This window comes from Paenibacillus sp. 11B, from assembly GCF_030487755.1.
Lineage (GTDB): Bacteria > Bacillota > Bacilli > Paenibacillales > Paenibacillaceae > Paenibacillus > Paenibacillus vandeheii.
Map to the genome: position 1 here is coordinate 107,878 of NZ_JAUKNS010000003.1, position 25,576 is coordinate 133,453.

At 48.8% G+C, this 25,576-nt stretch carries 27 protein-coding genes and 5 tRNA genes; 14 read left to right on the forward strand and 18 right to left on the reverse strand.

Going from position 1 to position 25,576, the window contains the following annotated elements:
* Positions 1-85: 85 nt before the first annotated feature.
* The 3 genes from Q0V21_RS15520 (at position 86) to Q0V21_RS15530 (ending at position 1,946) form a co-directional block, all read left to right on the forward strand.
* Positions 86-787 (forward strand): urease accessory protein UreF, encoded by a 702-nt coding sequence (locus Q0V21_RS15520; RefSeq protein ID WP_301879613.1) that lies wholly within the window; start codon positions 86-88, stop codon positions 785-787.
* A gap of 274 nt (positions 788-1,061) precedes the next feature.
* A complete protein-coding gene (locus Q0V21_RS15525) occupies positions 1,062-1,265 on the forward strand; it encodes a hypothetical protein (protein ID WP_024629318.1) in 204 nt (67 codons plus the stop codon).
* A gap of 27 nt (positions 1,266-1,292) precedes the next feature.
* On the forward strand, positions 1,293-1,946 hold the full coding sequence (locus tag Q0V21_RS15530; protein ID WP_301879614.1) for a nitrogen regulation protein NR(II): 654 nt from the start codon (positions 1,293-1,295) through the stop codon (positions 1,944-1,946).
* Positions 1,947-1,972: 26 nt separating this feature from the next.
* Here Q0V21_RS15530 and urtE read toward each other — a convergent pair whose 3' ends face one another.
* The 5 genes from urtE to urtA all read right to left on the reverse strand — a co-directional run bounded on the left by urtE (position 1,973) and on the right by urtA (position 6,840).
* Positions 1,973-2,668, reverse strand: coding sequence for an urea ABC transporter ATP-binding subunit UrtE (gene urtE / locus Q0V21_RS15535; RefSeq protein WP_301879615.1), 696 nt, complete (start codon positions 2,666-2,668; stop codon positions 1,973-1,975).
* A complete protein-coding gene (gene urtD, locus Q0V21_RS15540; protein WP_301879616.1) occupies positions 2,646-3,455 on the reverse strand; it encodes an urea ABC transporter ATP-binding protein UrtD in 810 nt (269 codons plus the stop codon). The genes urtE and urtD overlap by 23 nt, the downstream gene beginning before the upstream one ends.
* The gene (urtC, locus tag Q0V21_RS15545; RefSeq protein WP_301879617.1) at positions 3,418-4,509 is read right to left on the reverse strand and encodes an urea ABC transporter permease subunit UrtC; all 1,092 of its coding nucleotides are present in this window, start codon (positions 4,507-4,509) and stop codon (positions 3,418-3,420) included. Before urtC ends, urtD begins: the two co-directional genes overlap by 38 nt.
* 21 nt (positions 4,510-4,530) lie before the next feature.
* Positions 4,531-5,436, reverse strand: a complete 906-nt coding sequence (gene urtB, locus Q0V21_RS15550; RefSeq protein ID WP_024629313.1) for an urea ABC transporter permease subunit UrtB — start codon at positions 5,434-5,436, stop codon at positions 4,531-4,533.
* A gap of 153 nt (positions 5,437-5,589) precedes the next feature.
* Complete coding sequence (gene urtA / locus Q0V21_RS15555; RefSeq protein WP_301879618.1) at positions 5,590-6,840, reverse strand: urea ABC transporter substrate-binding protein; 1,251 nt, start codon at positions 6,838-6,840, stop codon at positions 5,590-5,592.
* Positions 6,841-7,100: 260 nt separating this feature from the next.
* On the opposite strand from urtA, the gene Q0V21_RS15560 reads away from it, so the two are divergent.
* The 6 genes from Q0V21_RS15560 (at position 7,101) to Q0V21_RS15585 (ending at position 12,166) form a co-directional block, all read left to right on the forward strand.
* Complete coding sequence (locus Q0V21_RS15560; protein ID WP_024629311.1) at positions 7,101-7,403, forward strand: urease subunit gamma; 303 nt, start codon at positions 7,101-7,103, stop codon at positions 7,401-7,403.
* A gap of 18 nt (positions 7,404-7,421) precedes the next feature.
* On the forward strand, positions 7,422-7,811 hold the full coding sequence (locus Q0V21_RS15565; RefSeq protein ID WP_301879619.1) for an urease subunit beta: 390 nt from the start codon (positions 7,422-7,424) through the stop codon (positions 7,809-7,811).
* Complete coding sequence (ureC, locus tag Q0V21_RS15570; RefSeq protein WP_285075146.1) at positions 7,808-9,526, forward strand: urease subunit alpha; 1,719 nt, start codon at positions 7,808-7,810, stop codon at positions 9,524-9,526. The genes Q0V21_RS15565 and ureC overlap by 4 nt, the downstream gene beginning before the upstream one ends.
* Before the next feature lie 307 nt (positions 9,527-9,833).
* On the forward strand, positions 9,834-10,532 hold the full coding sequence (locus tag Q0V21_RS15575) for an urease accessory protein UreF (protein WP_024630700.1): 699 nt from the start codon (positions 9,834-9,836) through the stop codon (positions 10,530-10,532).
* Between the two features lie 34 nt (positions 10,533-10,566).
* Positions 10,567-11,289, forward strand: a complete 723-nt coding sequence (gene ureG, locus Q0V21_RS15580) for an urease accessory protein UreG (RefSeq protein ID WP_024630701.1) — start codon at positions 10,567-10,569, stop codon at positions 11,287-11,289.
* 115 nt (positions 11,290-11,404) lie between these two features.
* Entirely contained in the window at positions 11,405-12,166 is a 762-nt protein-coding gene (locus Q0V21_RS15585; protein WP_301879620.1) for an urease accessory protein UreD, read from the forward strand.
* 151 nt (positions 12,167-12,317) lie between these two features.
* Here the strand turns inward: Q0V21_RS15585 and Q0V21_RS15590 are convergent, their stop codons facing one another.
* From Q0V21_RS15590 to Q0V21_RS15610, 5 genes are all read right to left on the reverse strand, one after another.
* Positions 12,318-12,734 carry a helix-turn-helix domain-containing protein gene (locus Q0V21_RS15590; protein WP_079350826.1) on the reverse strand — a complete coding sequence of 139 codons (417 nt, stop codon included), beginning with the start codon at positions 12,732-12,734 and terminating at the stop codon, positions 12,318-12,320.
* A 121-nt stretch (positions 12,735-12,855) separates the two neighbouring features.
* Positions 12,856-13,284, reverse strand: a complete 429-nt coding sequence (locus tag Q0V21_RS15595; protein ID WP_079350827.1) for a helix-turn-helix domain-containing protein — start codon at positions 13,282-13,284, stop codon at positions 12,856-12,858.
* 172 nt (positions 13,285-13,456) lie between these two features.
* Positions 13,457-13,539 (reverse strand) — tRNA-Leu (locus tag Q0V21_RS15600).
* Between the two features lie 17 nt (positions 13,540-13,556).
* Positions 13,557-13,632, reverse strand: a tRNA-Lys gene (locus tag Q0V21_RS15605).
* 107 nt (positions 13,633-13,739) lie between these two features.
* A tRNA-Glu gene (locus Q0V21_RS15610) sits at positions 13,740-13,811 on the reverse strand.
* Positions 13,812-14,115: 304 nt separating this feature from the next.
* Here Q0V21_RS15610 and Q0V21_RS15615 point away from each other — a divergent pair.
* Together Q0V21_RS15615 and Q0V21_RS15620 are read left to right on the forward strand one after the other, a co-directional pair.
* Positions 14,116-14,892 (forward strand): DeoR/GlpR family DNA-binding transcription regulator, encoded by a 777-nt coding sequence (locus tag Q0V21_RS15615; RefSeq protein WP_024630705.1) that lies wholly within the window; start codon positions 14,116-14,118, stop codon positions 14,890-14,892.
* A gap of 3 nt (positions 14,893-14,895) precedes the next feature.
* A complete protein-coding gene (locus tag Q0V21_RS15620; protein WP_301879621.1) occupies positions 14,896-15,792 on the forward strand; it encodes a Cof-type HAD-IIB family hydrolase in 897 nt (298 codons plus the stop codon).
* Between the two features lie 53 nt (positions 15,793-15,845).
* Here the strand turns inward: Q0V21_RS15620 and Q0V21_RS15625 are convergent, their stop codons facing one another.
* Positions 15,846-16,517, reverse strand: a complete 672-nt coding sequence (locus tag Q0V21_RS15625; RefSeq protein ID WP_079350829.1) for an MgtC/SapB family protein — start codon at positions 16,515-16,517, stop codon at positions 15,846-15,848.
* Positions 16,518-16,730: 213 nt separating this feature from the next.
* Positions 16,731-17,330 carry a flavin reductase family protein gene (locus Q0V21_RS15630; protein WP_301879795.1) on the reverse strand — a complete coding sequence of 200 codons (600 nt, stop codon included), beginning with the start codon at positions 17,328-17,330 and terminating at the stop codon, positions 16,731-16,733.
* A gap of 169 nt (positions 17,331-17,499) precedes the next feature.
* Between Q0V21_RS15630 and Q0V21_RS15635 the strand changes: the two genes are divergently transcribed.
* Positions 17,500-18,198, forward strand: a complete 699-nt coding sequence (locus Q0V21_RS15635; RefSeq protein WP_301879622.1) for an ArsR/SmtB family transcription factor — start codon at positions 17,500-17,502, stop codon at positions 18,196-18,198.
* 224 nt (positions 18,199-18,422) lie between these two features.
* Here Q0V21_RS15635 and Q0V21_RS15640 read toward each other — a convergent pair.
* The 3 genes from Q0V21_RS15640 to Q0V21_RS15650 all read right to left on the reverse strand — a co-directional run bounded on the left by Q0V21_RS15640 (position 18,423) and on the right by Q0V21_RS15650 (position 19,133).
* Positions 18,423-18,511 (reverse strand) — tRNA-Ser (locus Q0V21_RS15640).
* A 5-nt stretch (positions 18,512-18,516) separates the two neighbouring features.
* A tRNA-Asn gene (locus Q0V21_RS15645) sits at positions 18,517-18,592 on the reverse strand.
* Positions 18,593-18,671: 79 nt separating this feature from the next.
* On the reverse strand, positions 18,672-19,133 hold the full coding sequence (locus Q0V21_RS15650) for a SprT family protein (RefSeq protein ID WP_079350831.1): 462 nt from the start codon (positions 19,131-19,133) through the stop codon (positions 18,672-18,674).
* A gap of 120 nt (positions 19,134-19,253) precedes the next feature.
* Between Q0V21_RS15650 and Q0V21_RS15655 the strand changes: the two genes are divergently transcribed.
* On the forward strand, positions 19,254-19,610 hold the full coding sequence (locus tag Q0V21_RS15655; RefSeq protein ID WP_301879623.1) for a hydrolase/acyltransferase: 357 nt from the start codon (positions 19,254-19,256) through the stop codon (positions 19,608-19,610).
* Between the two features lie 203 nt (positions 19,611-19,813).
* Positions 19,814-19,957, forward strand: a complete 144-nt coding sequence (gene cmpA, locus Q0V21_RS15660; protein ID WP_090808144.1) for a cortex morphogenetic protein CmpA — start codon at positions 19,814-19,816, stop codon at positions 19,955-19,957.
* Between the two features lie 153 nt (positions 19,958-20,110).
* Here cmpA and Q0V21_RS15665 read toward each other — a convergent pair whose 3' ends face one another.
* The 3 genes from Q0V21_RS15665 to Q0V21_RS15675 all read right to left on the reverse strand — a co-directional run bounded on the left by Q0V21_RS15665 (position 20,111) and on the right by Q0V21_RS15675 (position 25,575).
* Positions 20,111-22,333 (reverse strand): Tex family protein, encoded by a 2,223-nt coding sequence (locus Q0V21_RS15665; RefSeq protein ID WP_301879624.1) that lies wholly within the window; start codon positions 22,331-22,333, stop codon positions 20,111-20,113.
* 466 nt (positions 22,334-22,799) lie between these two features.
* Complete coding sequence (locus Q0V21_RS15670) at positions 22,800-24,989, reverse strand: alpha-galactosidase (protein WP_285075152.1); 2,190 nt, start codon at positions 24,987-24,989, stop codon at positions 22,800-22,802.
* Between the two features lie 235 nt (positions 24,990-25,224).
* Positions 25,225-25,575, reverse strand: a complete 351-nt coding sequence (locus tag Q0V21_RS15675) for a type II toxin-antitoxin system PemK/MazF family toxin (RefSeq protein WP_024630714.1) — start codon at positions 25,573-25,575, stop codon at positions 25,225-25,227.
* Position 25,576 lies beyond the last annotated feature (1 nt).

Consider the following 25,576-nt stretch of genomic DNA (forward strand, 5'->3'; position numbering starts at 1 on the left):
TCGGATTTACGAACTTAAAACGAACTAAAACAGAGTATAAATGTTATTTTACATTACATTTAACGAACGTAGGAGGCGAAAGATTGTGAACCGTGGGAATAAGCTGCTCGATTACGTCAAACTGCTTGATTCCTCTATCCAGGTCGGAGGGTTCACCCATTCTTTTGGTATGGATACCCATATTACTGAAGGAACCATTCGCAGTGCTGAAGATCTAGAATCATTCATGCGCTGTCAATTGCACCCCAGTATCGTGCGTCTGGAAGGTATGGCGATTAAAGGCATATACACCGCCACAGATCATAATGACGCGTGGCGTACAGCCCTTATCGACAAACTCGTTCATGTCCAGCGCACCCCAGCAAGCCTCAGAGAACATGCCTCTACAATGGGAAAACGATTGATTAAGCTGGCTCGTGCACTCCACCCCTGGATTGATTTTAGCGAGCTTGAACAGACTCTGGCTAAGTATGAATCCGTTGGCTGCCTTTCCACTGTTCACGCCTGGATTAACCACCACCTCGAAATCCCTGTCGAGGAGGCAGTCCTTGGTTATCTGTATTCAGCCATGAGTGCCTGCATAACCGAAGCCTCCAAGGTGATTCCCCTCACTCCCGATACAACCCAGAACCTGTTGGTTCGCCTCGCCGCAGACCTGGAGCATGAATGGCATACCGTCAGCGCCTCCGCTGCGGATGGACTGGTACAACCAGCCTCAATGTCCATGAAAACATTATTCCCCAGCTTCCATATGCTTGGAGCAGGACTTCACGCCTATAGGGCCTGATCTCTACCCCTTCACCCCCATACAACTCACCTCCTCATACAGTAAAACATGAAAAACACGCCGCACCTCATCGCTGGCGTGTTTTTCATGTCATTTATTTTGTCTATTTAACGTAATTACGCCATTTTACATAATAAAATACACTTATTTCCGTCTTTTTTAATTGTTAGATGACGCAAATACGTATATAATAAATTATACAGCTCGCATATCTATATATTCTACATCAAGAATAACCGGCTGAATACTATATTCCACTGAGGGGTGAACCCTTTTGAACAAAAAGAAACCTGTGACTCCTTTCGGATGGGCCATCAAACGAAGACTAACCGAGCTCCAGGTCGACCAAAAGACATTTTGTGAACAGTACGACATCCCGCCATACCGTCTGTCCAATCTCATCCACGGTACACGCAAAGCAACCCGGTTCAGGAACCAGGTCGCCGATATTTTGGAAATTCCAGATGATTTAAGATAAGTTTTCTGCCAAGGAGGAGCTCATTTCATGAGGTACTTAATATCCGATCTGGAGAGATTATCGTTCCAGTCCATGCAACACCAGCTCATCATCGTAGACCATAACTGGATCATCCGCAGCTGCAATACGGCTTGGCAACAAGGACTCGGGCAACTGCTTCCCAAACCGGGCGTATCCAGCCACTCCAGCACCATACCCGAAACATCTTATTACCTTCGTTTAATAGAGGGGTGGACATTACGCGAGGAACAAGCAAAGAATGCGAAGATCGTTCAGGAGTTGAAAAGTATCACTGCACCTTTTAAAGACAGTCATACATATGACATCTTCGTTCAAACGGCCCACAACGAACAACGGTGGTTCCGTCTCGAACTCACCCCATTGATTCAGGCCGACCCATCCCTGCTGTCTGATCTCGCACTGATTGCACACACGGATGTTACCGAACAGAAACAGACAGAACGCCAATTGAAGAAAGCTCTGTCCGAAGTGCGCACGTTGCGCGGACTGCTTCCCATTTGTGCTGTCTGCAAACAGATTAAGGATGAACAGGACAGCTGGAATTCAGTTGAGAGTTATCTGGAGAAGCATACTCATGCTGAATTCACCCATGATATCTGCCCGGATTGCATCCGAAGACTATATCCGAAGTACTCCAACATTCTGGACAAGCACGCCTGAACTCTCCCTACCACCACGAACCTTAGCTACACAGACAGATGGTGCTCAAACTGCGACATATCCAGTTCCTGCGGTGTTCCTTGCAGTGCAATTGCCCCTTTGTCCATTACATAGATATAATCTGCAGCACCGCGTACAAAATCAATACTCTGCTCTACCAGCAAGATGGAGATCTCACCTTTTGCTTTAATTTGCAAAATAACCTGCCGGATATCCTCTACGATGGAAGGCTGGATGCCTTCTGTCGGCTCATCCAGAAGCAGCAGACCAGGCCTTGAAGCCAGCGCGCGGGCAAAGGCCAACTGCTGCTGCTGACCGCCACTCAGATCACCACCCTGCCTTCCATACATTGTGGCAAGCACCGGAAACATGGCCAGCACATCCTCCGGGAACGTCTTCACTCCTGAGCTGCTTGTCTCCAGACCCAGCAACAGATTTTCTTTTACCGTAAGCTGCGGGAAGATTTCTCGTCCCTGTGGCACATATCCAATTCCCGCCCTGGCCCGCCTGGCCGGGTCGTGGGTGGATAGTTCCTGACCTTTCCACTGAACACTTCCCTTCCGCGTTTTAAGAAGACCCATCAATGTTTTCATCAAGGTGGTTTTCCCTACACCATTGCGCCCCATTAGGCATACCACCCGACCCGGCCGGACATCCAGATTTACGCCGCGCAGCACATTGCTTTCCCCATAACCAGATTCAATTCGTTGCAGCGACAGCATGCTCATCCCTCCTTTTGCCCAGATACACTTCAGCCACTCTCGGATCTTCCTGCACTTCCGCCATCGTACCTTCCTTTAGCAGCTTGCCTTCATGCATCACCGTCACTTTGGCTGCAAACTCGCGCACAAACTCCATATCATGCTCCACCACCACAACAGACCGTTCTCGTGCAATCTCCTGCAATAGGCGGCCTGTTTTATGTGTCTCTTCATCCGTCATTCCCGCTGCCGGCTCATCCAGCAGCAATACACGGGGTTCCTGCAGCAGCAGCATGCCAATCTCGAGCCACTGCTTCTCCCCATGGGATAAGGCCCCTGCACGTGCATCCACACGTTCCTTCAAACCAATTTGGTGCGTAATCCGCTCCATCGCAGGACTTATTTTCGAATACCGCTGAATGCCTAGCGCCTGTAAAGGAGAACGACGAGTTTCCGCAGCCAGCGTCAGGTTCTCCTGCACGGTCAGCCCAGCAAAGATCGATGGGGCCTGGAACTTGCGCCCTACCCCTTTCCGAACAATCTGGTGCTCCTTCAGGCGTGTCAGATCCGCACCATCCGCCATCTTCACCGTACCGGACACAGGCTTGGTTTTGCCACAAATGACATCCAGCATTGTCGTTTTCCCCGCACCGTTCGGTCCGATCAGAAAATGCAGATCATGTTCATACAGCTTCAGATTCATGCCTTTGACTGCAACAAAACCGCCAAATGCCACCGTAATTTCCTCAGCAACCAGCACTACCGGAACCTCAGTAGACTTTTGGTTTCTCCTGACTGACTGGAACATGCACAACCTCTCCTCTCCGTTTCAGCAAGCGCACGACATGACGGTACACACCAACAAGTCCATTCGGCATGAACAAGACCACGGTTACAAAGAGCCCTCCAATGACAAACAACCAACCTTCCGGATAAGCTTCACTGATACCCGTTTTGGCCGCGTTCAGCACCACAGCTCCGATCACCGCACCAATCAGCGTCCCCCGACCGCCCAATGCAACCCATAACACCATCTCAATTGAAGGCACGATTCCCATCATCGAAGGCGAGATGATCCCTACCTGGAGCACAAATAACATACCAGCAATTCCTGCCAGCGCTCCGGAAAGGGCAAAGACCAGCGTTTTGAAACCTGCCGGGTCATATCCAAGAAAGCGAACCCGATTCTCCCCATCGCGCGCAGCTTCAAGCACCTGACCGAACCTGCTGTTCACCACCCGGCGACAAAGCAGATAGGCGAGCACCAGTACGACAAGCGTTATATAGTAGAGAGCAATCGTTGTCCCTGCCGAATGTAGGGTAAAACCAAAGATGGCGTTATATCCCGTTATACCATTGGTCCCTCCCGTCCATTCCTGTTTGCCAACGAATAACGTCACTGTAATGAGGACTAGAGCTTGGGTCAGGATTGTAAAATACACACCGGTGATCCGGTTACGGAACGTGAACCACCCCAAGGCAAAGGCCAGTAATGCCGGAAGAGCAATGCCCAGCAATAGCGCCACCGGAAATGACCTAAATGGCTCCCAAAACCACGGCAGACCACTAAGACCACTCCATCCCATAAAGTCCGGAAGTGTTGTACCACTGGCCTGCAGCTTCAGATACATTGCCATGGCGTACCCGCCAAGTCCGAAGAATACGCCATGCCCCAGACTAAGCACCCCTCCATATCCCCAGATTAGATCCAGACCAATCGCCAGAATGGCCAGGGCCAGGAATTTCGCCAACAAACTAAGCCGGAATTCCGTGGAAATAAGCGGAGCCAGACACATCATGATCAGGACAACGGCCCAGATGATCTTCATTTTCAGACTACCCGTCTTGAGAAGTGCAGACATTACATAACCCCCTTTTTCGCATTAATCCAGACTCCGGGTCCGTATGGCAACGAGCCCGCGCGGCTTCCATTGGAGAAAAGCTACAATACAGACAAATACCAACACCTTACCGATGGAGGCGGAGGTATACGTTTCGAATAACGTATTGAACATGCCAATCCCGAGGGCACCACACACGGTCCCTACCAGTTTCCCGACACCGCCCAGCACAACCACCATGAATGCATCCACGATATAATACGTACCCAGTGAAGGGCCAATCGGGCCAATGAGCGTCAAGGCACATCCAGCGATCCCGGCAATGCCCGAACCAATGGCAAAGGTCATGCCATCCACTCGTCTGGTGGAAATCCCAAGACAGCCCGCCATACTTCGATTCTGCATCACCGCCCTCATCCGTCTCCCGGAAGAAGTCCGATAAATGTACAAGTACATACACAACAACACAATCGCAACCAGCACAATAATGAAAATCCGTTTGTACGGAAACACAATGCCGTCCGCGATGGTCAGACCTCCATTAAGCCAAGCCGGACTGGATACTCCTACATTTGGTGCTCCAAATATCGTTCGGGCCAATTGTTGCAGCATCATACCTACGCCCCATGTCGCAAGCAGACTGTCGAGCGGCCTCCCATACAGATGTCTGATCAGCACCACTTCCAGCAACCAGCCTATAAGAGCCGCCACACCAAAGGCGATAGGCAAAGCTACAATAAAGTAGACATCAAACCACGCTGGCGGAGCGTACGAAATGAACAGGTTCTGCGTCACATACGTAGCATAAGCGCCGATCATGATCAATTCACCATGAGCCATGTTAATGACATTCATCAGTCCAAACGTAACTGCGAGGCCTAAAGCAATCAGCAGCAGGATGGAACTGATGCTTAACCCATTGAACAGTTGCAGGACAAACATATCCATCGCCTTTCCCTCCTCATGCTGTGAACATCTGAATTAAAAATGGGTACAAGACACCATTTCCATTCCACATCAACGCTTTACCGTAATGTTGTATGAGGGTGTGTTGTCTCACCCTCGTCGGTTTTTTAGCAGTTTTGACGTGAGATGCCTTTGCTATTTATTACTAAGGGAAGCACCCCATTCGTACGTTTTCAGATACGGATCAGGTTTGACTGGAGCGCCCGAGTTCCACAACTCCTTGAACTGTCCATCTTCCTGCACTTCGCCAATCCGCACCGTTTTGTAGATATGCTGGTTCTCTCCATCCACCGTCACTTTTCCTTCCGGCGCATCGAATTCTAAACCTTTGGCGGCCTCCTTCACCTTTTCAACATCAGTTGATCCAGCTTTCTCCACAGCTGCTTTCCACAGATAAACCGCCACATATCCCGCTTCAATCGGATCGGCCGTCACCCGATCAGCTCCATATTTTTCTTTATATTTCTCTACAAATGTTTTATTTTCAGGAGTATCTGTTGTCTGATAATAGTTCCACGAAGCCAGATGCCCTTTCAGCACATCCGCACCAATCCCTCGGATTTCTTCCTCCGCCACACTTACTGACAGAGTGGTCAACTGCTCCGAAGAGATCCCGGCATCCTTCAATTGTTTGAAAAAGGCGACATTGCTGTCCCCGTTCAGCGTGTTGTATACAATATCCGGCTTGGCAGCCTTGATTTTGCTAATAATCGTACTGTAATCCGTATGCCCCAGCGGTGTATATTCTTCGCCTACCACTTCGCCACCTTCAGCTGCCAGCTGGGCTTTAATGACCTGATTGGCCGTTTTCGGGAACACATAATCTGAACCCAGCAGGTAGAACTTCTTGCCCCTGTTCTCCAGCAACCAGGTTACAGACGGTACGATCTGTTGATTCGTTGTGGCTCCTGTATAAAAAATGTTGGGTGATGATTCCAATCCTTCATATTGCACCGGATAAAACAACAGACCCTTGTTCTGTTCAAACACCGGAAGCATCGCTTTCCTACTCGCAGAGGTCCATCCGCCAAATACAGCGGCTACTTTGTCCTGCTGAAGCAGCTTCCCTGCTTTCTCCGCAAATGTAGGCCAATCGGAAGCGCCGTCCTCGACCACAGGCTCGATCTGTTTACCCAGAACTCCGCCCGCTGCATTGATCTCTTCAATGGCAAGCATCTCCGCATCCTTAACCGACACTTCACTGATCGCCATCGTTCCACTCAGGGAGTGAAGAACACCTACTTTAATCGTATCTCCGGACGAAGCAGGTTCTCCCGTCCCACTGGAACCCGATGCCTCAGGCGGCGAGCCACCTTCCACACACCCTGTCAACGCAATGACTGCACCGAGCAAAACACTCCATAACTTGATCGACCTCTTCTTCAATAGCCTACACTCCCTTTTTTTAGTCTATTGACGAACATTAAGGTCATATACGTCCGAAATGTTCGTTGATCCAAATTATGGAGGGTCACACTCACCGTGTCAATAATGCTTACACAATTTTATTTCTTGCATACTCGTTTCATGCATACTGCTAATATAATTAGAACCATATTGACAAAGGGTCCACCCTGTGTGAGTATATTTAACATATAACATGATCCATGACGATATAGACTATCTAAGGGAAAGGTCGGATTGCCTTGCACTGGACTGAACAGGAAAAAGAAAAACTCCTGATTACCGTGGCCGCTAACCTCGCCCGCGAACGCAGAGGACGCGGACTTAAACTGAATGTTCCCGAAGCAATCGCATTATTGACCTCCGAACTTATGGAACGCGCACGCGATGGCATGAGTGTCGCAGAGTTGATGAGATACGGCGGCACGATCCTGACACGTGAAGACTGCATGGATGGTGTGCCCGATATGATCCCTGAGGTACAGGTGGAAGCCACTTTTCCTGACGGAACAAAACTGGTCACGGTCCATGAACCTATACGCTGAGAAAGGCAGGAGAACTCCATGATCCCTGGTGAATATCGCTTAAAACAGGATGATGAGATCGTCTGTCATCCCGATCGCTCAACCGTGCGTCTGATTGTACTGAACCGCGGCGACCGTCCCGTTCAGGTCGGTTCTCACGTTCACTTCTATGAAGTCAATGCTGCGTTGGACTTCGATCGCCCTTCCTCTTTCGGCCACCGCCTGCATATTCCGGCAGGCACTGCTGTCCGGTTTGAACCCGGTGAAGAAAAACCGGTCGAACTCACCACATTTGGCGGCAAACGTCAGATTTATGGATTTAACGGATTAACTGAGGGTTCGGCAGATCAGCCACCTGATCCACAGAAACTGGAAGCATTTCTGAAGGCCTTCGCACCCCCTGTGCAGAACGGAGGGGACCCTATATGAAACGAATGAGCCGGGAACAATACGCGTCCATGTTCGGGCCGACGACCGGGGATGCCGTCAGATTGGCAGATACGGAACTATGGGCGGAGATTGAGCATGATTATGCGGTCTATGGGGATGAAAGCAAATTCGGCGGGGGCAAGGTTATTCGTGATGGAATGGGTCAGTCCACATCTGCCCTTCGCAGTGATGGTACGCCTGATACAGTCATCACCAACGCCGTCATCATTGATCATTGGGGGATTGTAAAAGCAGACATCGGCATCCGCGATGGCCTCATCTGCGCAATCGGCAAATCCGGTAACCCCGATACGATGGACGGAGTTGATCCCGCGCTGGTTATTGGCGCATCGACCGAAATCATTGCCGGAGAAGGCATGATTGTGACCGCGGGAGGTATTGATACCCATATTCATTTTATTTGTCCACAACAGATTCAAACGGCATTATCTTCAGGAGTAACAACCATGATCGGCGGCGGTACAGGACCTGCAACCGGAACTAAAGCCACAACTTGTACACCCGGAGCGTGGCATATCCACCGCATGCTGGAGTCCGCAGAGGCATTTCCCATGAATATCGGTTATCTCGGCAAAGGCAACAGTTCCAGCACCGCCCCATTAATTGAACAGATTGAAGCCGGTGTCATTGGACTGAAGCTGCATGAAGATTGGGGCACAACGCCAAGCGCTATTGATGCCTGTCTGACCGCAGCCGGAGAGCATGATGTTCAAGTAGCCATTCATACCGATACGCTGAACGAGACCGGATTTCTAGAAAATACACTGGCAGCCATTAACGGACGCACGATCCATACCTACCATACGGAAGGTGCTGGCGGCGGACACGCGCCGGATATTATTCGCGCTGCCGGAGAGTCATACGTCATCCCCTCTTCAACCAATCCAACACGTCCTTACACACGCAATACCGTAGAAGAACATCTCGATATGCTGATGGTTTGTCACCATCTGGACCCGTCCATCCCTGAGGATGTTGCCTTTGCTGATTCACGGATTCGTCCCGAAACGATCGCGGCCGAAGACATTTTGCATGATCTTGGTGTATTCAGCATCATCAGTTCGGATTCGCAGGCGATGGGCCGGGTTGGCGAAGTGATTATTCGTACCTGGCAAACCGCCGACAAGATGAAAAAGCAGCGAGGCAAGCTTGAACTGACCTCAGGCTCCCCCTCCGATAACGATCGGATCAAAAGGTATGTTGCCAAATATACGATCAATCCGGCAATTGCTCACGGTATAGGCCATCTCGTCGGTTCCGTAGAGGTAGGCAAGCTCGCAGACCTGATCGTCTGGAACCCGGCCTATTTCGGAGTAAAGCCCGAGATGGTCATCAAGGGCGGCATGATCACCTTTGCCCAGATGGGTGACCCCAACGCCTCGATCCCTACGCCGCAGCCCGTATTCGGTAGACCAATGTTCGGTGCCTACGGCGGCGCAATTGCCAAAGGGTCGATCACTTTTGTCTCCCAAGCCGCAGCAGATGCAGGAATCAAGGAGACATTGGGCTTGAACAAACGCGTAGAACCTGTCAAAGGCTGCCGCTCAGTAAGCAAAAAGGACATGATCCATAACGACGTCACACCCGTCATCGAAGTCGATCCCGAAACCTATGAGGTTCGGGCCGATGGTGAACTCCTCACCTGTGAACCTGCGGATGAATTGCCAATGGCTCAACGCTATTTCATGTTTTGACATCTAATATAAAAAAGCAAAATATAAGTAGAACTGTTCCGCTTACACTTGATCACTCCGCTGGCAGAACAACCTTCCGATCGCTGTTATCCCCAGATTTCTTTGATCCCTTTTGAAAGGGAGAAATCTTGTGATAGCGTATGCTTTCGACGTAGCTTTCTTTTAGAAATCTTTTAGGCGAGCGCTACGCTTCTCCAGGTTTTTTCTGCCCTCTACGTTCTCGTGTAAACCGCTTGTTCATCTTATATTTTTAAAAAATTTATATTAGATTTGGATTGTAATTTACACACATAAGAAGGGGACACGCATGATGATGCACAGCGGCACGAAACTGCTCCGTTATGTTCAACTGCTGGATTCAGCCCTGCCCATTGGCGGGTTCTCCCACTCGTTCGGTCTGGAGGCATACACTCATGATGGCAGGATACGGACCACCGCCCAGCTTGAACAATTCATTCGCGGCCAGCTTCATTCCAGCCTCGTGCGGATCGATGGTCTCGCCATTAAAGGTGTCTACCAAGCCATCGAGCAACAGGACGCCGCCCTTCTGGCCCTTTATGACAAACGCGTACACGCACAGCGGACCCCCAGGGAGCTGCGGGAAAGCGGACACAAGATGGGGAAGCGATTACTCAAGCTCGCGAGGTCACTTTACCCATGGATGGATTTCACACTAATTGATGAAGCCATAAAGGATCATGGTGCCTTTTGCGGCATCACAACGATTCACGGCTACATCAATTATCAACTGGAAATCGGACTGGACGAAGCCGTCACTGGACATCTGTACACCTCTGTTAACGCTTATGTTAATAGTGCTCTGCGCCTTCTACCCATCGGGCAAACCGAGGCACAGATGCTTATTCAGAAACTTTTGAACGATATTGATTCAGAATGGTCTCAAATCCGGGATAACGACCCGGAAGATATGCACAGCTTCGGTATTGCCCAGGAAATCTATGCCATGAGGCATGAGAGTCTGCCAGCCCGTCTATTCATGTCCTGACTATATTTAATTCAAAACCAAGGAGGAATTTGTTATGTGTGGAGGAGCTAATCATACGCATCATGCAGGATGGGAACGTAAGGTATTTGATCGGAGTCGCCCGATGCGAATCGGAATCGGCGGACCGGTAGGTTCAGGAAAAACAGCCCTCGTGGAGAAGCTGTCCAAGGCATTGCGCACACGCTACAGCCTGGCCGTTATTACCAATGATATTTACACGAAAGAGGATGCCGAGATTTTGCTGCGTCAGAACGCGCTCGCACCGGAACGTATTATCGGTGTAGAAACAGGGGGCTGTCCGCATACCGCTATTCGAGAGGATGCCTCAATGAATTTCGAAGCCGTTGATGAATTGATTGAACGCTTTCCTGACCTGCAGCTGATCTTTATCGAAAGCGGTGGCGACAACCTCTCTGCTGCATTTAGCCCGGAACTGGCGGACGTATTCATTTATATTATTGACGTGGCTCAGGGTGAAAAACTGCCTCGCAAAGGCGGTCCGGGTATCACACGCTCAGACCTGCTGCTGATTAACAAGACCGACCTTGCTCCTTATGTTGGCGCAAGTCTGCAAGTGATGAAGGATGATACCGAACGGGTACGTGAAGGAAGGCCATATGTGATGTCAAACCTGATGAGCGGTGAAGGGGTATCCGAAATTGTCCATTGGCTTGAACATCAATATATGGATGACGATGCTTCCGCTGCGCATCTGCATACGCACACCCATGAGCACGGTACGACACACAGCCACTAATTCATCCTCCTCTCTACATGGAGTTGAACACGGACTGAATTGCAGTGCCGGAGAGGCCGTGATACGCCGCAGCGAGCTTCGGGCCACTTTCGTTCTTCAAGGCGGGCGCACCGTCATGACTGATCGGTATTATAGCGCCCCTCTCCGGTTCAGTCGATCCTTTCGACCTCCGGGTGGCGGAGATGAATTATGTATATACACTTCAGACGTCTCTCCAGGCGTGCTGAACGGTGATCATTATCGATCCGAGTGGCAGTTGTGCCAGAACACTCACGTAATGCTAAGCAGCACATCAGCCACGAGGCTTCATCCCACACCTACTGTTCCGTCATCTGTGAACCATCACTTCCGACTGGAACAAGGAGCGGTGCTGGAGTACTTTCCTGAATGTGTTATTCCGTTTAAAGGCAGCTCATCCTCACTCACCACGACCTTCGAGCTGGGTGAACAAGCAGTACTTGCGTATGCGGATATCTGGTCCGCTGGGCGAATTCATCGAGGGGAAGCCTTTCAGTTCAAGCGATATCGCAGTCTGACAGAAATTTGGCAAGGGAAGCAATTGGCCGTCTGGGATCGCTTTGGGCTCGAACCAGAATCCGATGATCCGAAATCATCCGCAGCGTTGTTAGACTACACCCACACTGCGGCTTTATGGATGATTGCCCCTGGTTTGGGTGCAGCACAGCTGGAGTCCGTACGGTCCATTCTTCCCCCAGATGGTCGCATGCTTGCCGGGGCCAGCTTGCTCGCTACAGGCGGGATTGGTGTTCGTTTGCTCGGAATGGCAGCCTGGGAACTTCAGGAGCAGTGCCTACAGATTTGGAACACTCTTCGACCCGATCTTTTGGGCAAAGAAATGCTGGCTTTCCGCAAATAACGGTTTTAATTCGGTCCGATGAGCCATTCGAAAACTCATAATGACACTGTTCTAAAAAACCAAAAACCTCTGGACAGCTTACCGAATGGATTCGGATCTGTTCAGAGGTTTTTAAGCTTATCCGAGCTAGCCGATCACATCGCAATTGGAGCTATATCGTGCCATCGTCTTCGGGCGTATCTACTCTCTTGTAGCGAAAGTCATCTGAATCTTTGCCTTCCTTGGATTTGCGGTAACGGGTAAATTCAATATATTCACTGATAAAAGACTGTTCCACAGTCGATAATTCGCTTTCCTGGCAATCTAATTGCCGTAACACGCCAAAAAAATAATCCTCCCGTTTTTCCCGCACCATCGCCTCCTTGGATGGACGGCCAATCATGAGCCAGTCCAGGCTCACATTAAAAAACGCAGCAATTTCAATGAGTTTATTCGTACTCGGGACAGATTTGCCTCGTTTCCAGTCACCCAGATTACCTGTGCTAATCTTCAGTTGTTTACAGAACTCTTTCTTGGTCATCCCTCGCTCGGCAATTAGATGTTCAATTCGCTCATAGATCGACTGCATACAGAACTTCCTCCTATCCGAATCACTTAAAAATTTTACGTCTCTCCAATTCATTGCCGAACAAATGATCAAACCCAATTATGGCATTATATTACATAAAAATTGTAATGAAGAGAAGTGCTTAATCTTTCCGGTGCACCGATTCATCCGCTACCGGCTTATCTTCTCCATTGTAACGAAAGTCGCCTGAATTTTTGCTTTCCTTGGATTTGCGATAACGGGTAAACTCAATATATTCACTGATAAAAGACTGTTCCACAGTCGATAATTCGCTTTCTTGGCAATTCAATTGCCGCAACACGTCAAAAAAATAATCCTCCCGTTTTTCCCGCACCATCGCCTCCTTGGATGGACGGCCAATCATGAGCCAGTCCAGGCTCACATCAAAAAACGAAGCAATCTCGATTAGTTTATTCGTACTCGGAATAGATTTACCGCGTTTCCAGTCACCCAGATTGCCCGTGCTGATCTTCAGCTGTTGGCAGAAAGCCTTCTTGGTCATTCCTCGTTCGGCAATCAGGTGTTCAATTCGCTCATAGATCGACTGCATACAGAACCGCCTTCCAACCGTAATAATCAATACATGTACCTAAATTATACCACAACCTTCCTGAATCCTCAGCCTTTTAATCCCAGGAATACGTTCTGGTATTTCTCATAACACAAAGATAGACTCCCATGAATAATCATGAGAGTCTATCTTATAACGTCTGTTGCTGTGATGCGGTCGAGAGGACTCGAACCTCCACGGGTATACACCCACTACCCCCTCAAGATAGCGTGTCTGCCATTCCACCACGACCGCATATTTAATTGTAAAAATGGTGAGCCATGAAGGGCTCGAACCTTCGACACCCTGATTAAAAGTCAGGTGCTCTACCAACTGAGCTAATGGCTCTTGCTGTAACTTCACCGGATGTGCCATGCGTAACTCTTTTGTTCAGGAGCTATGACTTTATGAGGATTCCTCATCAGGATTGTACATCCCTGAGGTGGTGAAGATAATGACCCGTAGGGGATTCGAACCCCTGTTACCTCCGTGAAAGGGAGGTGTCTTAACCCCTTGACCAACGGGCCTTATTAACAAGTTGTCTTTCTTGGCGACAAGAATGAGTATATCACAGGCTAAATAAAATGTGCAACACTTTTTTTTGATTTTTTTATCCTCTCCTTTTTACCCCTCTTCATGAGCTTAAGAGCCTACTCACTCCAAAATCTCTTTCACATATTTATCACCGTAATCATCGTAATTTGTAAAATTAATATCAAAAAACTTAAATACACTTACATTCACTTATAATATTGCAAATATCATTATTAGTACTTATAATTAACCTATCAGTTATAAACACGGTCAGCTACGTATAAGGAGGCGGCACGTTTGTTTCAGGAAGAACGAATGCAGCTGATTATTGAGCACTTACGTAAACACAATCGCATTTCAGCTGAGGATATTGTATCCCTGTTTGACGTTTCCCGGGACACGGCTCGAAGGGATCTGATCAAGCTCGAAGAACAGGATGCCATCATCCGAACACGCGGCGGTGCAATTCTCCCCGTTCCACCAGTTGAGCACCGATCTTATAAAGATCGTCTGCTCCACATTTCCGATGAAAAAAGAGCTATTGGCAAACTAGCCGCTGCGATCGTCCGCCAAGGCGAACACATTATTCTGGATTCTTCCACTACAGTGCAGACTTGTGCCGAAAATCTGAACGGCAAATCCTGTACCGTCATTACCAATTCCATTTACTCAGCTGAACTTCTCTCCAATCATACGGCTGTCGAGATACGTTTGCTTGGCGGTAAAGTCGATAAAGAGCAGCGTTATGTCTATGGCACTTCCGTAATCGAAACTCTTTCCCACTATTATGTAGACAAAGCATTTATCGGCATTGGCGGAATTACGATGGACGGCTTCAGCGCTTCCGAAGAAGAAGGAAAGATCAAGCACAAAATGATGCAAGCTGCGAAACAGGTTATTGTACTCGCTGACCATTCCAAGTTTGATAAGCGTTATGGTTATCGTTTTGCGGACTGGTCACTCGTTGATATGTTAATTACAGATCAATGGCCTTCCCAGGATTGGCGAACCTTTTTGACCGAACAGCAAGTGGAGATTCTCATCCCTGAACCTACAATTGAAAAGGAGTTGTAACATATGAAATTATTTGCTACCGATTTAGATGGAACCCTATTGAACAGAGACAGTCAGATCAGCCCGGAAAACGCAGCTGCAATCCATAAGGCGCAACAAGAAGGATTGAAGGTTACGATCGCTACAGGACGGGTTTATTCCGACGTATTAATGATAAGCAGCGAAGGCGGAATTAACACACCAGTCATCGGCTCCAACGGAGCTACCATCCATGATGCCAACGGTAAGCGCCTGTTCCATCTTCCACTTGAGCGTGAAACGGCCGCATCCGTCATGCAGTGGCTGGAAGATCATCATTGCTACTACGAGGCCTCCACACAACAGGGAATCTACGCCCCTATAAGCAGTCATGAGGCGATGCTCGCTGAAATGGATCGCATTCTGGGTTCGAGTCCAGGGGAGGATATTGAACGCCTCATTCGAGCTGTTAAGAAGCACTATGACAAGAAAGATTACCATCGCGTTAATTCCCATCAAGAAATCCCTTCCGAAGCTTTTATTTACAATATTATGGCCTTTTCATTGGACCCCGCTCAATTGCAGCAGGGACGCGAATACTTTGCTTCTCGCTCCGATGTAGCCATGGTGGTATCCTCTGAACACAACTTCGAAATGCAGCATCCTGATGTATCCAAAGGTAATGCCTTAACCAAACTGGCTGCGCATTTGAACATCTCCATGGAAGATACAGCTGCCATTGGTGATAATTTCAACGATGTATCCATGCTAAAAATGGCAGGACTCGGTATTGCCATGGGCAATGCTGAACCGGAGATTAAGGCGCTTGCCAAAGCTGTGTCGTTGACTAATGTAGAGCATGGTGTCGCACATGCCATTCATTGTGTTCTTGAAGGCACGCCTGTTTCCCAGCCGGAGTCCGTCATTGAAGGCGGTCAGTAATCGTTTTTCGTCATGTTCGGTACGAGGAGCTAGCGATCTAGCGATGGCCTGGCTCACCTCATATCAACGGATCGAACGTGAGGCACATCCTGCAATAAAATAATCAATTGCTCGGCCCGATATGAACCGGGCAGTTGCAGAGTGAATTCAAGCACTGTCTCCTCTCCGGAGTCTGTGCTTGTTTGCTGTTCTGTTTTGAATCCGATTACCGAGATTTTTTCCTGTCCCAGCAAAGCCAAAACGGTTTTGAGGGTGTCCCCTTCCTTTAGCAGTCGAATGGTCAACGTCTCTGTTCTCGCGGATACCAACCAGCGTGTCGGCCGATGCAGCAGCATCTGGGCCAGAACAATAAGCAGCGTTACCCCCGCACCTGTCCAATACAATCCCGAACCAACAGCCAGTCCCATTCCTGCAGTCGCCCAAATTCCCGCCGCTGTCGTCAATCCTCGGACCGTATGACGCTGTGTGAAGATCATCCCGGCTCCAATGAAGCCGACCCCACTGACCACCTGTGCTGCAATCCTGGATGGGTCAAGCGAGAGATTCACCCAGCCTGCCTGATCCTGAAAGCCATACTTGGATACAATCATCATTAATGCTGCACCCACAGCAACAACAAAGTGAGTACGTATTCCCGCTTCCTTCATTCGGTTCTTGCGCTCATATCCGATCAACACGCCGCATATGCCAGCTATGAGTACACGCATCAAGTATTCCGTTTCCATGCTCATCACCTCTCTTATGTATATGCTTACATGTATCTTTCTTTACTATTTACCCAATCCTTGACTAATAAAATAGCCGCACTTATACATTCACCGGACGAACTCCTAAATAATTCTCAATGTAGGCCGAAAGAAGCGGTGCCCCAACTGGCCCCACTTCGTATATTTTGTATCACTTATGGATTGCGTATGCTAATTTAGTATCCTAATACATCACTTCTCTGCCCGAAAGCTCTCCCCATGCCGCTCTCCAAGTCCATAATAATGTCGGAAATTATAAATTAAAGGATTCCATTTCTCTGGGTTAATCTTGTTCAAATCTGATAGCAGGCGGTGATGAGCATGTACCTTCAACGCTTTTACCTCCACAATCGCCATGAATGGCGTGTGTTCGGGAATACGTATGTGTTGTACCGCGGCTTCAATCTGGAGTGGACACTCCGCTATTTTATTCGGCTCAACCAGAACTGAATTTTGAGGTGTCAGTCCAGAAGCAGCAAATTTATCATCACAAAATTCAAACCCCATACTTCTTTTCTCTTCAGGAACGGGATATTTCCCCGTATAACGTCCCAGTATCTCAACCTGCTCCCAGATGGATGCATCGGGCAAATTAATTACACATTCAGGGCGTCGGTTCAGGTTCTCAAAGGCTTTGCCCTGAATACCGATTCCAAGTACCAAGCAGTCGCCGAGTGCCCAGGATGAGGAAAGTGGAGATAGATTTGTTGTCCCCTCTTCGTTTAACGTGCTCAGTAACAATACAGGTGTGCCATAGTACAAAATACTTGGAGTTATCACCTCATGCTGCATCAACTCTCGGTTTGAGCCTCGGTGACTCTCTGGTTCAGGACCTTCTTTCGTTATGTCATTTGTATACATTGCTTCTTCCTCCATTCTTCAATCCATCCAATGGGTGTCGTGGATCGTCATTCATACACATTGAATTGTAATACACCAATAGTTCAGGTATCATCGAAGTATGAATGCATATCCGAATATATCCGCTGTTGCGTCGTTAGTTGCAGATCCCAGTCGTGCTAATTTTTTGGAAGCTTTGTTGGATGGTCGTGCACTTCCTGCAGGCGAACTTGCTTACATGGCGGGTGTTACCCCCCAAACGGCAAGCAGTCATCTCGCGAAGCTGGTCGAAGGCGGGCTGCTCGTCGTTGAACAGCAAGGAAGACATCGATACTATCGACTTGCAGGCAAGGAGGTTGCTTTTCTGATTGAGACAATGGGTAGTATCGCTGCACCAGTTCAAGTGAGGTCCCTCAAACAATCTGATCAGCTTCAACATTTGAGCTTTGCTCGAACCTGTTATGGGCATCTGGCCGGAAAATTGGGGATATCGTTGTGCGAAGCTTTATTGCGGGATGGTTATCTCGAAGAACCTGAGGATGAGCAGGCCAAGGATTACCACATTACAGAGAAAGGAATTCAATGGTTCACTTCTTTTGGCATCATACTTGAAGTTAAAGCCGGATCGCGTCGCGCTATGGCTCGCAAATGTCTGGACTGGAGTGAACGTCGTCATCATATCTCCGGTGTATTGGGAGACGAACTCGGGCGCCGCTTGTCTGAACTGGATTGGACCCGTCAGAAGGCAGGCAGCCGTTCGGTTGAAGTCACGGAAGCCGGCAAGAAGGGTTTGTACGAGGTATTAGGCATTTCATTGTAGGGTGGCAATTAGGCATTCGTGTACATTAGTAAAATGACGATACATCAAAAATCCCCCTTCTCACAAACCGTTGATGGTTCTTGAGAAGGGGGATTATGTTTTGTTCAGAACGGAGAGAGAGGGATACTCTCACTTCATTCGAGACTGCGATGTATTCCTTACGAAGCGTATGCTTCGACGAACCTTTAGGGTTCTCATCCCTTATACAGAGAAGTAAATCAGAACGGAGAGAGAGGGATTCGAACCCTCGCACCGCTTACGCAGTCTAACCCCTTAGCAGAGGGTCCCCTTATAGCCACTTGGGTATCTCTCCAAGAATGGCTCCCCGAACAGGGCTCGAACCTGTGACAACTCGATTAACAGTCGAGTGCTCTACCAACTGAGCTATCAGGGAATATTGATCTTGAATATCCTAAATTTATCATGATTAATATTCCAAGTCAACATGCCTCCGATGACTTTCTTAATAAGCTTTAGATACTCTGAATTCCTAACTTGCCCGCACATCGACCACAGCGATACCTCTTCGGATCCACTTTGCGTTTACGCAAATATTCCGTGCCACAGCTCTTGCACACCAGCTTGTAACGGTACGGTAGTGGCTTTCTGCCCTTTCCATCCGGAAGGGACTGACAGAACCTCGAACCGCCCACCTTCTGCAACAAGGCTTTGAATTCCGGGTCCCGGTGTTGGTAGCCGCGTCCACGGATGTGCAGATGATAGTGACACAGCTCATGCTTGATGATTTTCTCAACCTCTTCCCGCCCATAGGCTTCGAGCTGATGAGGATTAATCTCTATTCGGTGACTTTTGAGCATATAACGCCCACCAGTCGTGGTCAGACGATGGTTAAACAGCGCCTCGTGAGTGAACGGAACCCCGAAATGATCCAGCGACACCTGCTCAATCCATTGCTGCAATTCCTCATTTTCCATCGGTTTTCCCTCCTTTCATTCCCCTTGGGCCGTTTGTTTTTCCGCCATAATACTTGAATTTTAACCGTTTCGTAGGCTACACTGTCAAGTAGAATGTATGAGGGGAGATTATTACTCGTTATGCCTACAATGCGCTACGTCATCCTGCAGCAGGAACAGCACTTGCAGTTTGTGGAAATGCCCGCCGATTACGCTTACCAACTCAGTGCGCTCAACCTGCGCCTGCACAAAGAAATTGACAAACTTACCGCAGCAGATGTACCTGTTCTGCCTTGGGCAATCGCTGAATGTGACAATCTTGACCTTCTGGACGAGCAACTCTCCATTATTGGAGGCCTTGATTATATCAATGCCCTTGAACAAAGCTTCGCAACACTTAGAGAGAGTGAATATCCTCTGATTTCCCTGCTCACTGAAATCCGGGCGCTTCAGGCTCAATTAGAGCAATGGTATGAAGAAGAGATGGAATCACTCTAATCCACTTATAGACTTATTTTTCATGCAGGATGGAACCAAAAGCGCATCTCCTAAAAGCGGGAGTTGTGCTTTTTTTTCGCCCTATAATCCATATCCGTATAGAAATTGAATTTTCCGTGTTCCTCACTGGTTAATCCGCACAGTCCAGGCTATTGCCACATATGCTAACGTACAGATGAATTATGCAAGAGGAGGAGATACCCTTGCCTCAATGGCTTTGCAATCAACTGATGCGTGCATTTCATAAAAAGGACAGCAGACAGATCAAGCTGCTGAACGAATGTTGGTTCTTTTACCGAAACAAACCGACAAGTGGCACCCCGCGCAGCGCGGACAGCGAACTTTAAGCATCTGACACCACTCTCTTTCGTCCACTTCAAGCTCTCACTTCTTTCATAAAATCCCTTCGAAGAATACAGTACGGGCAATAGTAGTATTATAGCTGACAACAAACAGCCTTCCCCTTACAGGGAAGGCTGTTCTCCGAGCATTGTGCTGGATTAGGAAGACTGCTGAGAAGAAGCAGGCTTCTTCATCGTGAGGCCGACACGGCCTTTTTTGGTATCCACATTCATCACCCAAACCGTTACATTATCCCCGACAGATACCACATCCATCGGATGTTTGACGTAACCGTTGCTCAGCTGTGAGATATGGACAAGCCCGTCACTCTTGATGCCGATGTCGACAAATGCACCAAAATCAATTACGTTGCGAACCGTGCCTTGCAGCTCCATGCCTTCCACCAAATCCTCAATTTTGAGTACATCGGTGCGGAAGATCGGTAGCGGCATTTCCTCACGCGGGTCACGACCCGGACGCTGCAAGCTGTCCAGAATGTCACGCAGTGTAGGTACACCCACATCCAGCTTCACAGCCAGCTGTTCCGGTTGTTGCTCAGACAGAAGAACAGACAGTTCCTTGCTACCAAGCTTGTCCAGCTCAACCTGAAGCTCTTTAAAGAGCTGATCAACCACTTTATACGATTCAGGGTGAATCGGTGTACGATCCAGCGGGTTCTCCCCTTCGCCAATCCGCATAAAGCCTACGCATTGCTCATAGGTTTTGGCACCCAGACGCGGCACCTTCTGCAGCTGGCGACGATTCGTGAATCGGCCGTTCTCTTCGCGGTATTTCACGATATTTTTGGCAATAGTGGCATTTACACCAGCCACATATGACAGCAGTGAAGGTGAAGCCGTGTTCACATCCACACCTACGTGGTTAACTGCGGATTCCACAACAGCCTTCAAGCTTTCTTCCAATATTTTTTGGGATACATCATGTTGGTATTGACCTACACCAATGGCTTTTGGATCGATTTTGACCAGCTCAGCCAGTGGGTCTTGCACCCGACGGGCAATCGAAGCAGCACTACGCTCAGCAACGTCAAGATCCGGAAATTCTTCCTGGGCCAGCTTGGATGCAGAATACACACTCGCTCCAGCTTCATTGACGATTAGATACACGAGACTTTCGTCCCCGTTCTCCTGAATGATCTCGGCAACAAACTGTTCCGTCTCACGTGACCCTGTACCATTACCGATAACAATCAATCCGATATCATACTGCTTGATCATCCGATGGAAGACCTCGGCAGCTTCACGCTTCTTGTTGTGTGGTGGCGTTGGGTACGTAACAGCCACTTCAAGCAGCTTGCCCGTATCGTCAACCACGGCCAGCTTACAGCCGGTACGATAGGCAGGATCGACACCAAGCACACGTTTGCAATGAATTGGTGGCTGAAGCAGCAAATTCCGAAGATTAGCCGAGAATACGGATATCGCTTGGTTTTCACCTTTTTCCGTCAGTTCTGCCCGAACCTCACGCTCAATCGAAGGGGCAATCAATCGTTTGTAAGCATCTTCAATCACAGCACGCAAAATGTCCTGAACCGCAGATGCACCCTTGATGATCTGCCCTTCCATATGACGATGAGCCGGTTCAGGCTGTACGTCCAGACCCACTTTCAAAATGTTCTCACGTTCACCGCGGTTAATGGCGAGAATGCGGTGAGGAGGCATTTTTTTGGCTAACTCACGATAATCATAGTAGTTCTCATATACAGACTCCTGCTCCGCATCCTTCGCTTCCGAAGTCAGCATGCCATGATCGAGTGTATATCGACGAATCCAGGCACGAATAGCAGCATCATCTGCGATATTTTCAGCCAAGATGTCCTTGGCCCCTTGAAGTGCGACCTCTGCATCGTCTACCCCAAGTTCAGCATTGATATAACGCGCAGCTTCCTCCAGGACATTCCCTTGCTTAGGTTGACCCCAGATCCATACAGCGAGTGGCTCGAGACCTTTTTCCTTCGCTACACTGGCACGGGTTTTCCGCTTCTGACGAAACGGACGGTACAAATCCTCCACTTCCTGTAGCTTAACTGCCTGGGTGATGGACTGTTTCAGTTCTCCGGTCAGCTTGCCTTGTTCCTCTATAATACGGATGACTTCCACTTTGCGGTCTTCGAGATTACGCAAGTATACGATGCGTTCTTCAATGAGCCGCAGCTCGTTCTCATCCAGCTCTCCAGTCATTTCCTTACGGTAGCGGGCGATAAATGGAATCGTATTGCCTTCGTCCAGAAGCTCCGACGTTGTGCGGACCTGCTTCAAGGACAGTGACAGTTCCTTGGCTACCTGTTTGATGATTCGTTCATGGCGTTCTGCCTTTATTGTTTCTTCATTGGGTTCCAGAACCGTTTCCTGTTCAGACAAATAAATCCCTCTTTCCTTCCTGAATCGTTCAGTTGAAGCTTGTTCAGGGCAGCTTTGCTGCTGTAATCACAGTATCGAACCTGCATTCATGCAGATTCCTCTCCCCTATATTATCACAAAATCCCGTTCAGATTTCCAGCATTCGTCCAGGTTACAAGTTCTGACAGAATTACGTCTTCCTCCAGCCTTCCCCATTACGTCAAAAAAAGACCGAAAAACGTCAACGCGACGCTGTTCGGTCTTCCTCATTAGGACTTTATATGCAATTGAACTCTAAATAAGTGAAACTACTCATTTACACGATGACGGAGAGGACAGAAAAAAACCTGAAAAGGCGAAGCGTTCGCCTTTATCCCCGGATTTTCCCCTTAAGAAAAGGGAATCGAAAAAAATCTGGGGATAACAGCGATTGGAAGGTTGTTCTGTCATCGTAGTATCCGTGTAAATAATCTGTAGTTCAACTTATTTAGACCCGTTCGAATCGGAACATTTCACTCAGATAGTCTCCCGATGCACGACCTACGGAGATCCCGCCATACATCAGCGCATCCCCGGTAAACGTCTCGGAGCCGCCTTTGAGGCGATAATCCGCGTTAGGATCCAGGCCCTTCAACTTCAGACGTTGGAGCGGTGCATTGGGTTCAGACAGCACACGGAAGTAGAATACAACGGCTTCACTGCCATCTGGTGAAATAAACATCCATGCCGTTTCATTTCCTTCAAACGGACTTAGCAAGCGCCGGAACGTTCCGTATTGAATGGTTCCCCGAATTTCCTTGTACAGCTCAACCTGAGCCTTCACAATGGCATTCTCTTCCTCTGTGAATCGAGTCAAATCCAATTCGTATCCAAAGTTACCGGACATGGCGACATGTCCACGAATCTCTAGAGAAGTAATTCGATTAACCTGGTGATTGGGAACCGCTGAGATATGTGACCCCATTGAACTTACCGGATATACCAGGCTTGTACCATACTGAATACGAAGACGGGATATCGCGTCCGTATTATCGCTGGTCCACGTTTGCGGCATGTAATACAGCATACCTGGATCAAAACGGCCGCCACCACCTGAACAGCTCTCGAACAGGATATCCGGAAACGCTGAAGTAATCCGTTCCATGACTTCATACAATCCAAGCATATACCGGTGCGCAGTCTCACGCTGTCTGTCTGCTGGCAGCAATGCAGAACCTACCTCCGTCATATTCCGGTTCATGTCCCATTTCACATAAGTGATCGGGGCAGATCCAAGCACATCGCTTAGCATGCGTACAATCTCATCTCGCACATCCTGACGGGAGAAATCGAGTACCAACTGTTGGCGCCCTTCCGTACGGCGGCGATCCGGCACATGCAGACACCAGTCCGGATGAGCACGGTACAATTCACTGTCCGGCGAAATCATCTCAGGCTCGAACCATAGTCCGAACTGCATGTCCAGACTGGTTACCCGGTTGGCCAAATCATCCAGGCCTTGTGGCAGTTTGTTCTTGTCCACAATCCAGTCACCGAGTGAGGAATTATCACTGTCCCGATGTCCGAACCATCCATCATCCAGTACGAACAGTTCAATACCAAGCTTCTTCCCTGCCTGTGCGATCTGCTCAATCTTATCAGCGTTGAAGCCGAAATAGGTCGCTTCCCAGTTGTTGACCAGAACCGGACGCTCTGCATTACGGAACTTGCCACGTGCAAGGCGCTCGCGATACAGTTGATGATACGACTGAGACATCCCATCCAGACCTGCATCCGAATAAACCATGACCGTCTCAGGCGTCTGGAATGACTCCTGCGAATCCAGCTTCCAGCCGAACTCAAACGGATTGATTCCCAGCGATACACGAGTGGTGTGGAACTGATCCACTTCCGCCTGTGCAGTGAAGCTGCCGCTATATACAAGGCTGAACCCGTAGACTTCACCCTGATCTTCGTCTGTACCCGGTGTCATCAGAGCAATGAACGGGTTCTGCTGGTGACTGCTTGAGCCGCGACGGCTCTCGATGCCTTGCAGGCCGGAAGCCAGCGGTCTGCGAACGATGTCCCGTTCACGCGTCCATGCTCCTGACAGCTGCAGTAATTCGTAATCGGCATGCGGGAAATCAACGGAAGAACTGTGCGCACGTGCAATATTCACCGAGGCAGCGCTCTCATTAACGATACGCATGGAACGCGTAATCGCATTAAATGCCGTAAAGGCCGTGTAGCTAAGTTCAATCTTGATCCCTGCAACACGGTCTTCCAGTTCAACGATGAGTGTCTCCGCTTCATCGTCAGATTCAACATAAGTTGCCGGCAGCCCGGTAAGTGCTGCCTTTCCTTTGATCAGTCGATGGCCTGTATACGTAAATTCCGAAACGGTTGAACCGTTCTCAAGCTGCAATTGGATTGCCGGATTACGGAAATCACTCGTACCGTATACTGGCAACTCTTGCGCCAACGTGTCGAAGGAGATCGTCCGATCATCCGGTACCGGATTCGGGCTGAATGAGGCCCGCTCCGTACGCACATGAAGCCAGCTCAGATCGGTATCACGCAGTCTTTTGCCATAATACAAATGTACCAAATATCCCGAAGGCAGCACCTGGAATACGTAGCTTGCCTTTTGAGTCTGTAGATGAAATTGAAGTTTCTCCTGGTCAATATAAATGCTCATATGTCTCCTCCACCTCTATATATGTTAATTAACGTAAACGGTTTCTCAGGTATCATTATAACGAAAAGACTCTAAATGTTCTACGCTTTCATGAAGCTTTAATCAAAAGAAGCGTACCCCAGCCGTTAGGCTGTTGTACGCTCTTTTGATTGCTGTCTGAAATTGTGTGTTCCTGCAAGGAACATCCATTGTCTACGGGCGGCACGGCAGAACAAAGAAACAACTGCCTGATGCCTTAAAAATCGATTAAACCCAGGCTGATCTGTAAGGCTTCGTTGACCAGTTTCATGGTCTCCTCGTCCAGATGGGTAATCTTGTCGGTCAGCCTCTGCTTATCAATCGTCCGTATTTGTTCGAGCAAAATAACCGAGTCCCGGTCAAAGCCGTGTGCCGCCGCATCAATTTCCACATGCGTCGGCAGCTTTGCCTTTTGGATCTGGGCGGTGATCGCCGCCACAATACAAGTAGGACTAAACCGGTTGCCGATGTCATTCTGGATAACCAGAACCGGCCTGACTCCACCTTGCTCGGAACCGACAACGGGAGAAAGATCCGCAAAAAAAACGTCACCGCGTTTTACGATCAAT

What these genes read in the sequence shown, in the direction of transcription:
- Q0V21_RS15530 (WP_301879614.1), top strand. Translation starts at nt 1,293, where the DNA reads ATGAGGTACTTAATATCCGATCTGGAGAGATTATCGTTCCAGTCCATG.
- urtE (WP_301879615.1), bottom strand. Translation starts at nt 2,668, where the DNA reads ATGCTGTCGCTGCAACGAATTGAATCTGGTTATGGGGAAAGCAATGTG.
- urtD (WP_301879616.1), bottom strand. Translation starts at nt 3,455, where the DNA reads ATGTTCCAGTCAGTCAGGAGAAACCAAAAGTCTACTGAGGTTCCGGTA.
- urtC (WP_301879617.1), bottom strand. Translation starts at nt 4,509, where the DNA reads ATGTCTGCACTTCTCAAGACGGGTAGTCTGAAAATGAAGATCATCTGG.
- urtB (WP_024629313.1), bottom strand. Translation starts at nt 5,436, where the DNA reads ATGGATATGTTTGTCCTGCAACTGTTCAATGGGTTAAGCATCAGTTCC.
- Q0V21_RS15565 (WP_301879619.1), top strand. Translation starts at nt 7,422, where the DNA reads ATGATCCCTGGTGAATATCGCTTAAAACAGGATGATGAGATCGTCTGT.
- ureC (WP_285075146.1), top strand. Translation starts at nt 7,808, where the DNA reads ATGAAACGAATGAGCCGGGAACAATACGCGTCCATGTTCGGGCCGACG.
- Q0V21_RS15575 (WP_024630700.1), top strand. Translation starts at nt 9,834, where the DNA reads ATGATGATGCACAGCGGCACGAAACTGCTCCGTTATGTTCAACTGCTG.
- ureG (WP_024630701.1), top strand. Translation starts at nt 10,567, where the DNA reads ATGTGTGGAGGAGCTAATCATACGCATCATGCAGGATGGGAACGTAAG.
- Q0V21_RS15585 (WP_301879620.1), top strand. Translation starts at nt 11,405, where the DNA reads ATGACTGATCGGTATTATAGCGCCCCTCTCCGGTTCAGTCGATCCTTT.
- Q0V21_RS15590 (WP_079350826.1), bottom strand. Translation starts at nt 12,734, where the DNA reads ATGCAGTCGATCTATGAGCGAATTGAACATCTAATTGCCGAGCGAGGG.
- Q0V21_RS15595 (WP_079350827.1), bottom strand. Translation starts at nt 13,284, where the DNA reads ATGCAGTCGATCTATGAGCGAATTGAACACCTGATTGCCGAACGAGGA.
- Q0V21_RS15620 (WP_301879621.1), top strand. Translation starts at nt 14,896, where the DNA reads ATGAAATTATTTGCTACCGATTTAGATGGAACCCTATTGAACAGAGAC.
- Q0V21_RS15625 (WP_079350829.1), bottom strand. Translation starts at nt 16,517, where the DNA reads ATGGAAACGGAATACTTGATGCGTGTACTCATAGCTGGCATATGCGGC.
- Q0V21_RS15630 (WP_301879795.1), bottom strand. Translation starts at nt 17,330, where the DNA reads ATGCAGCATGAGGTGATAACTCCAAGTATTTTGTACTATGGCACACCT.
- Q0V21_RS15635 (WP_301879622.1), top strand. Translation starts at nt 17,500, where the DNA reads ATGAATGCATATCCGAATATATCCGCTGTTGCGTCGTTAGTTGCAGAT.
- Q0V21_RS15650 (WP_079350831.1), bottom strand. Translation starts at nt 19,133, where the DNA reads ATGGAAAATGAGGAATTGCAGCAATGGATTGAGCAGGTGTCGCTGGAT.
- Q0V21_RS15655 (WP_301879623.1), top strand. Translation starts at nt 19,254, where the DNA reads ATGCCTACAATGCGCTACGTCATCCTGCAGCAGGAACAGCACTTGCAG.
- Q0V21_RS15670 (WP_285075152.1), bottom strand. Translation starts at nt 24,989, where the DNA reads ATGAGCATTTATATTGACCAGGAGAAACTTCAATTTCATCTACAGACT.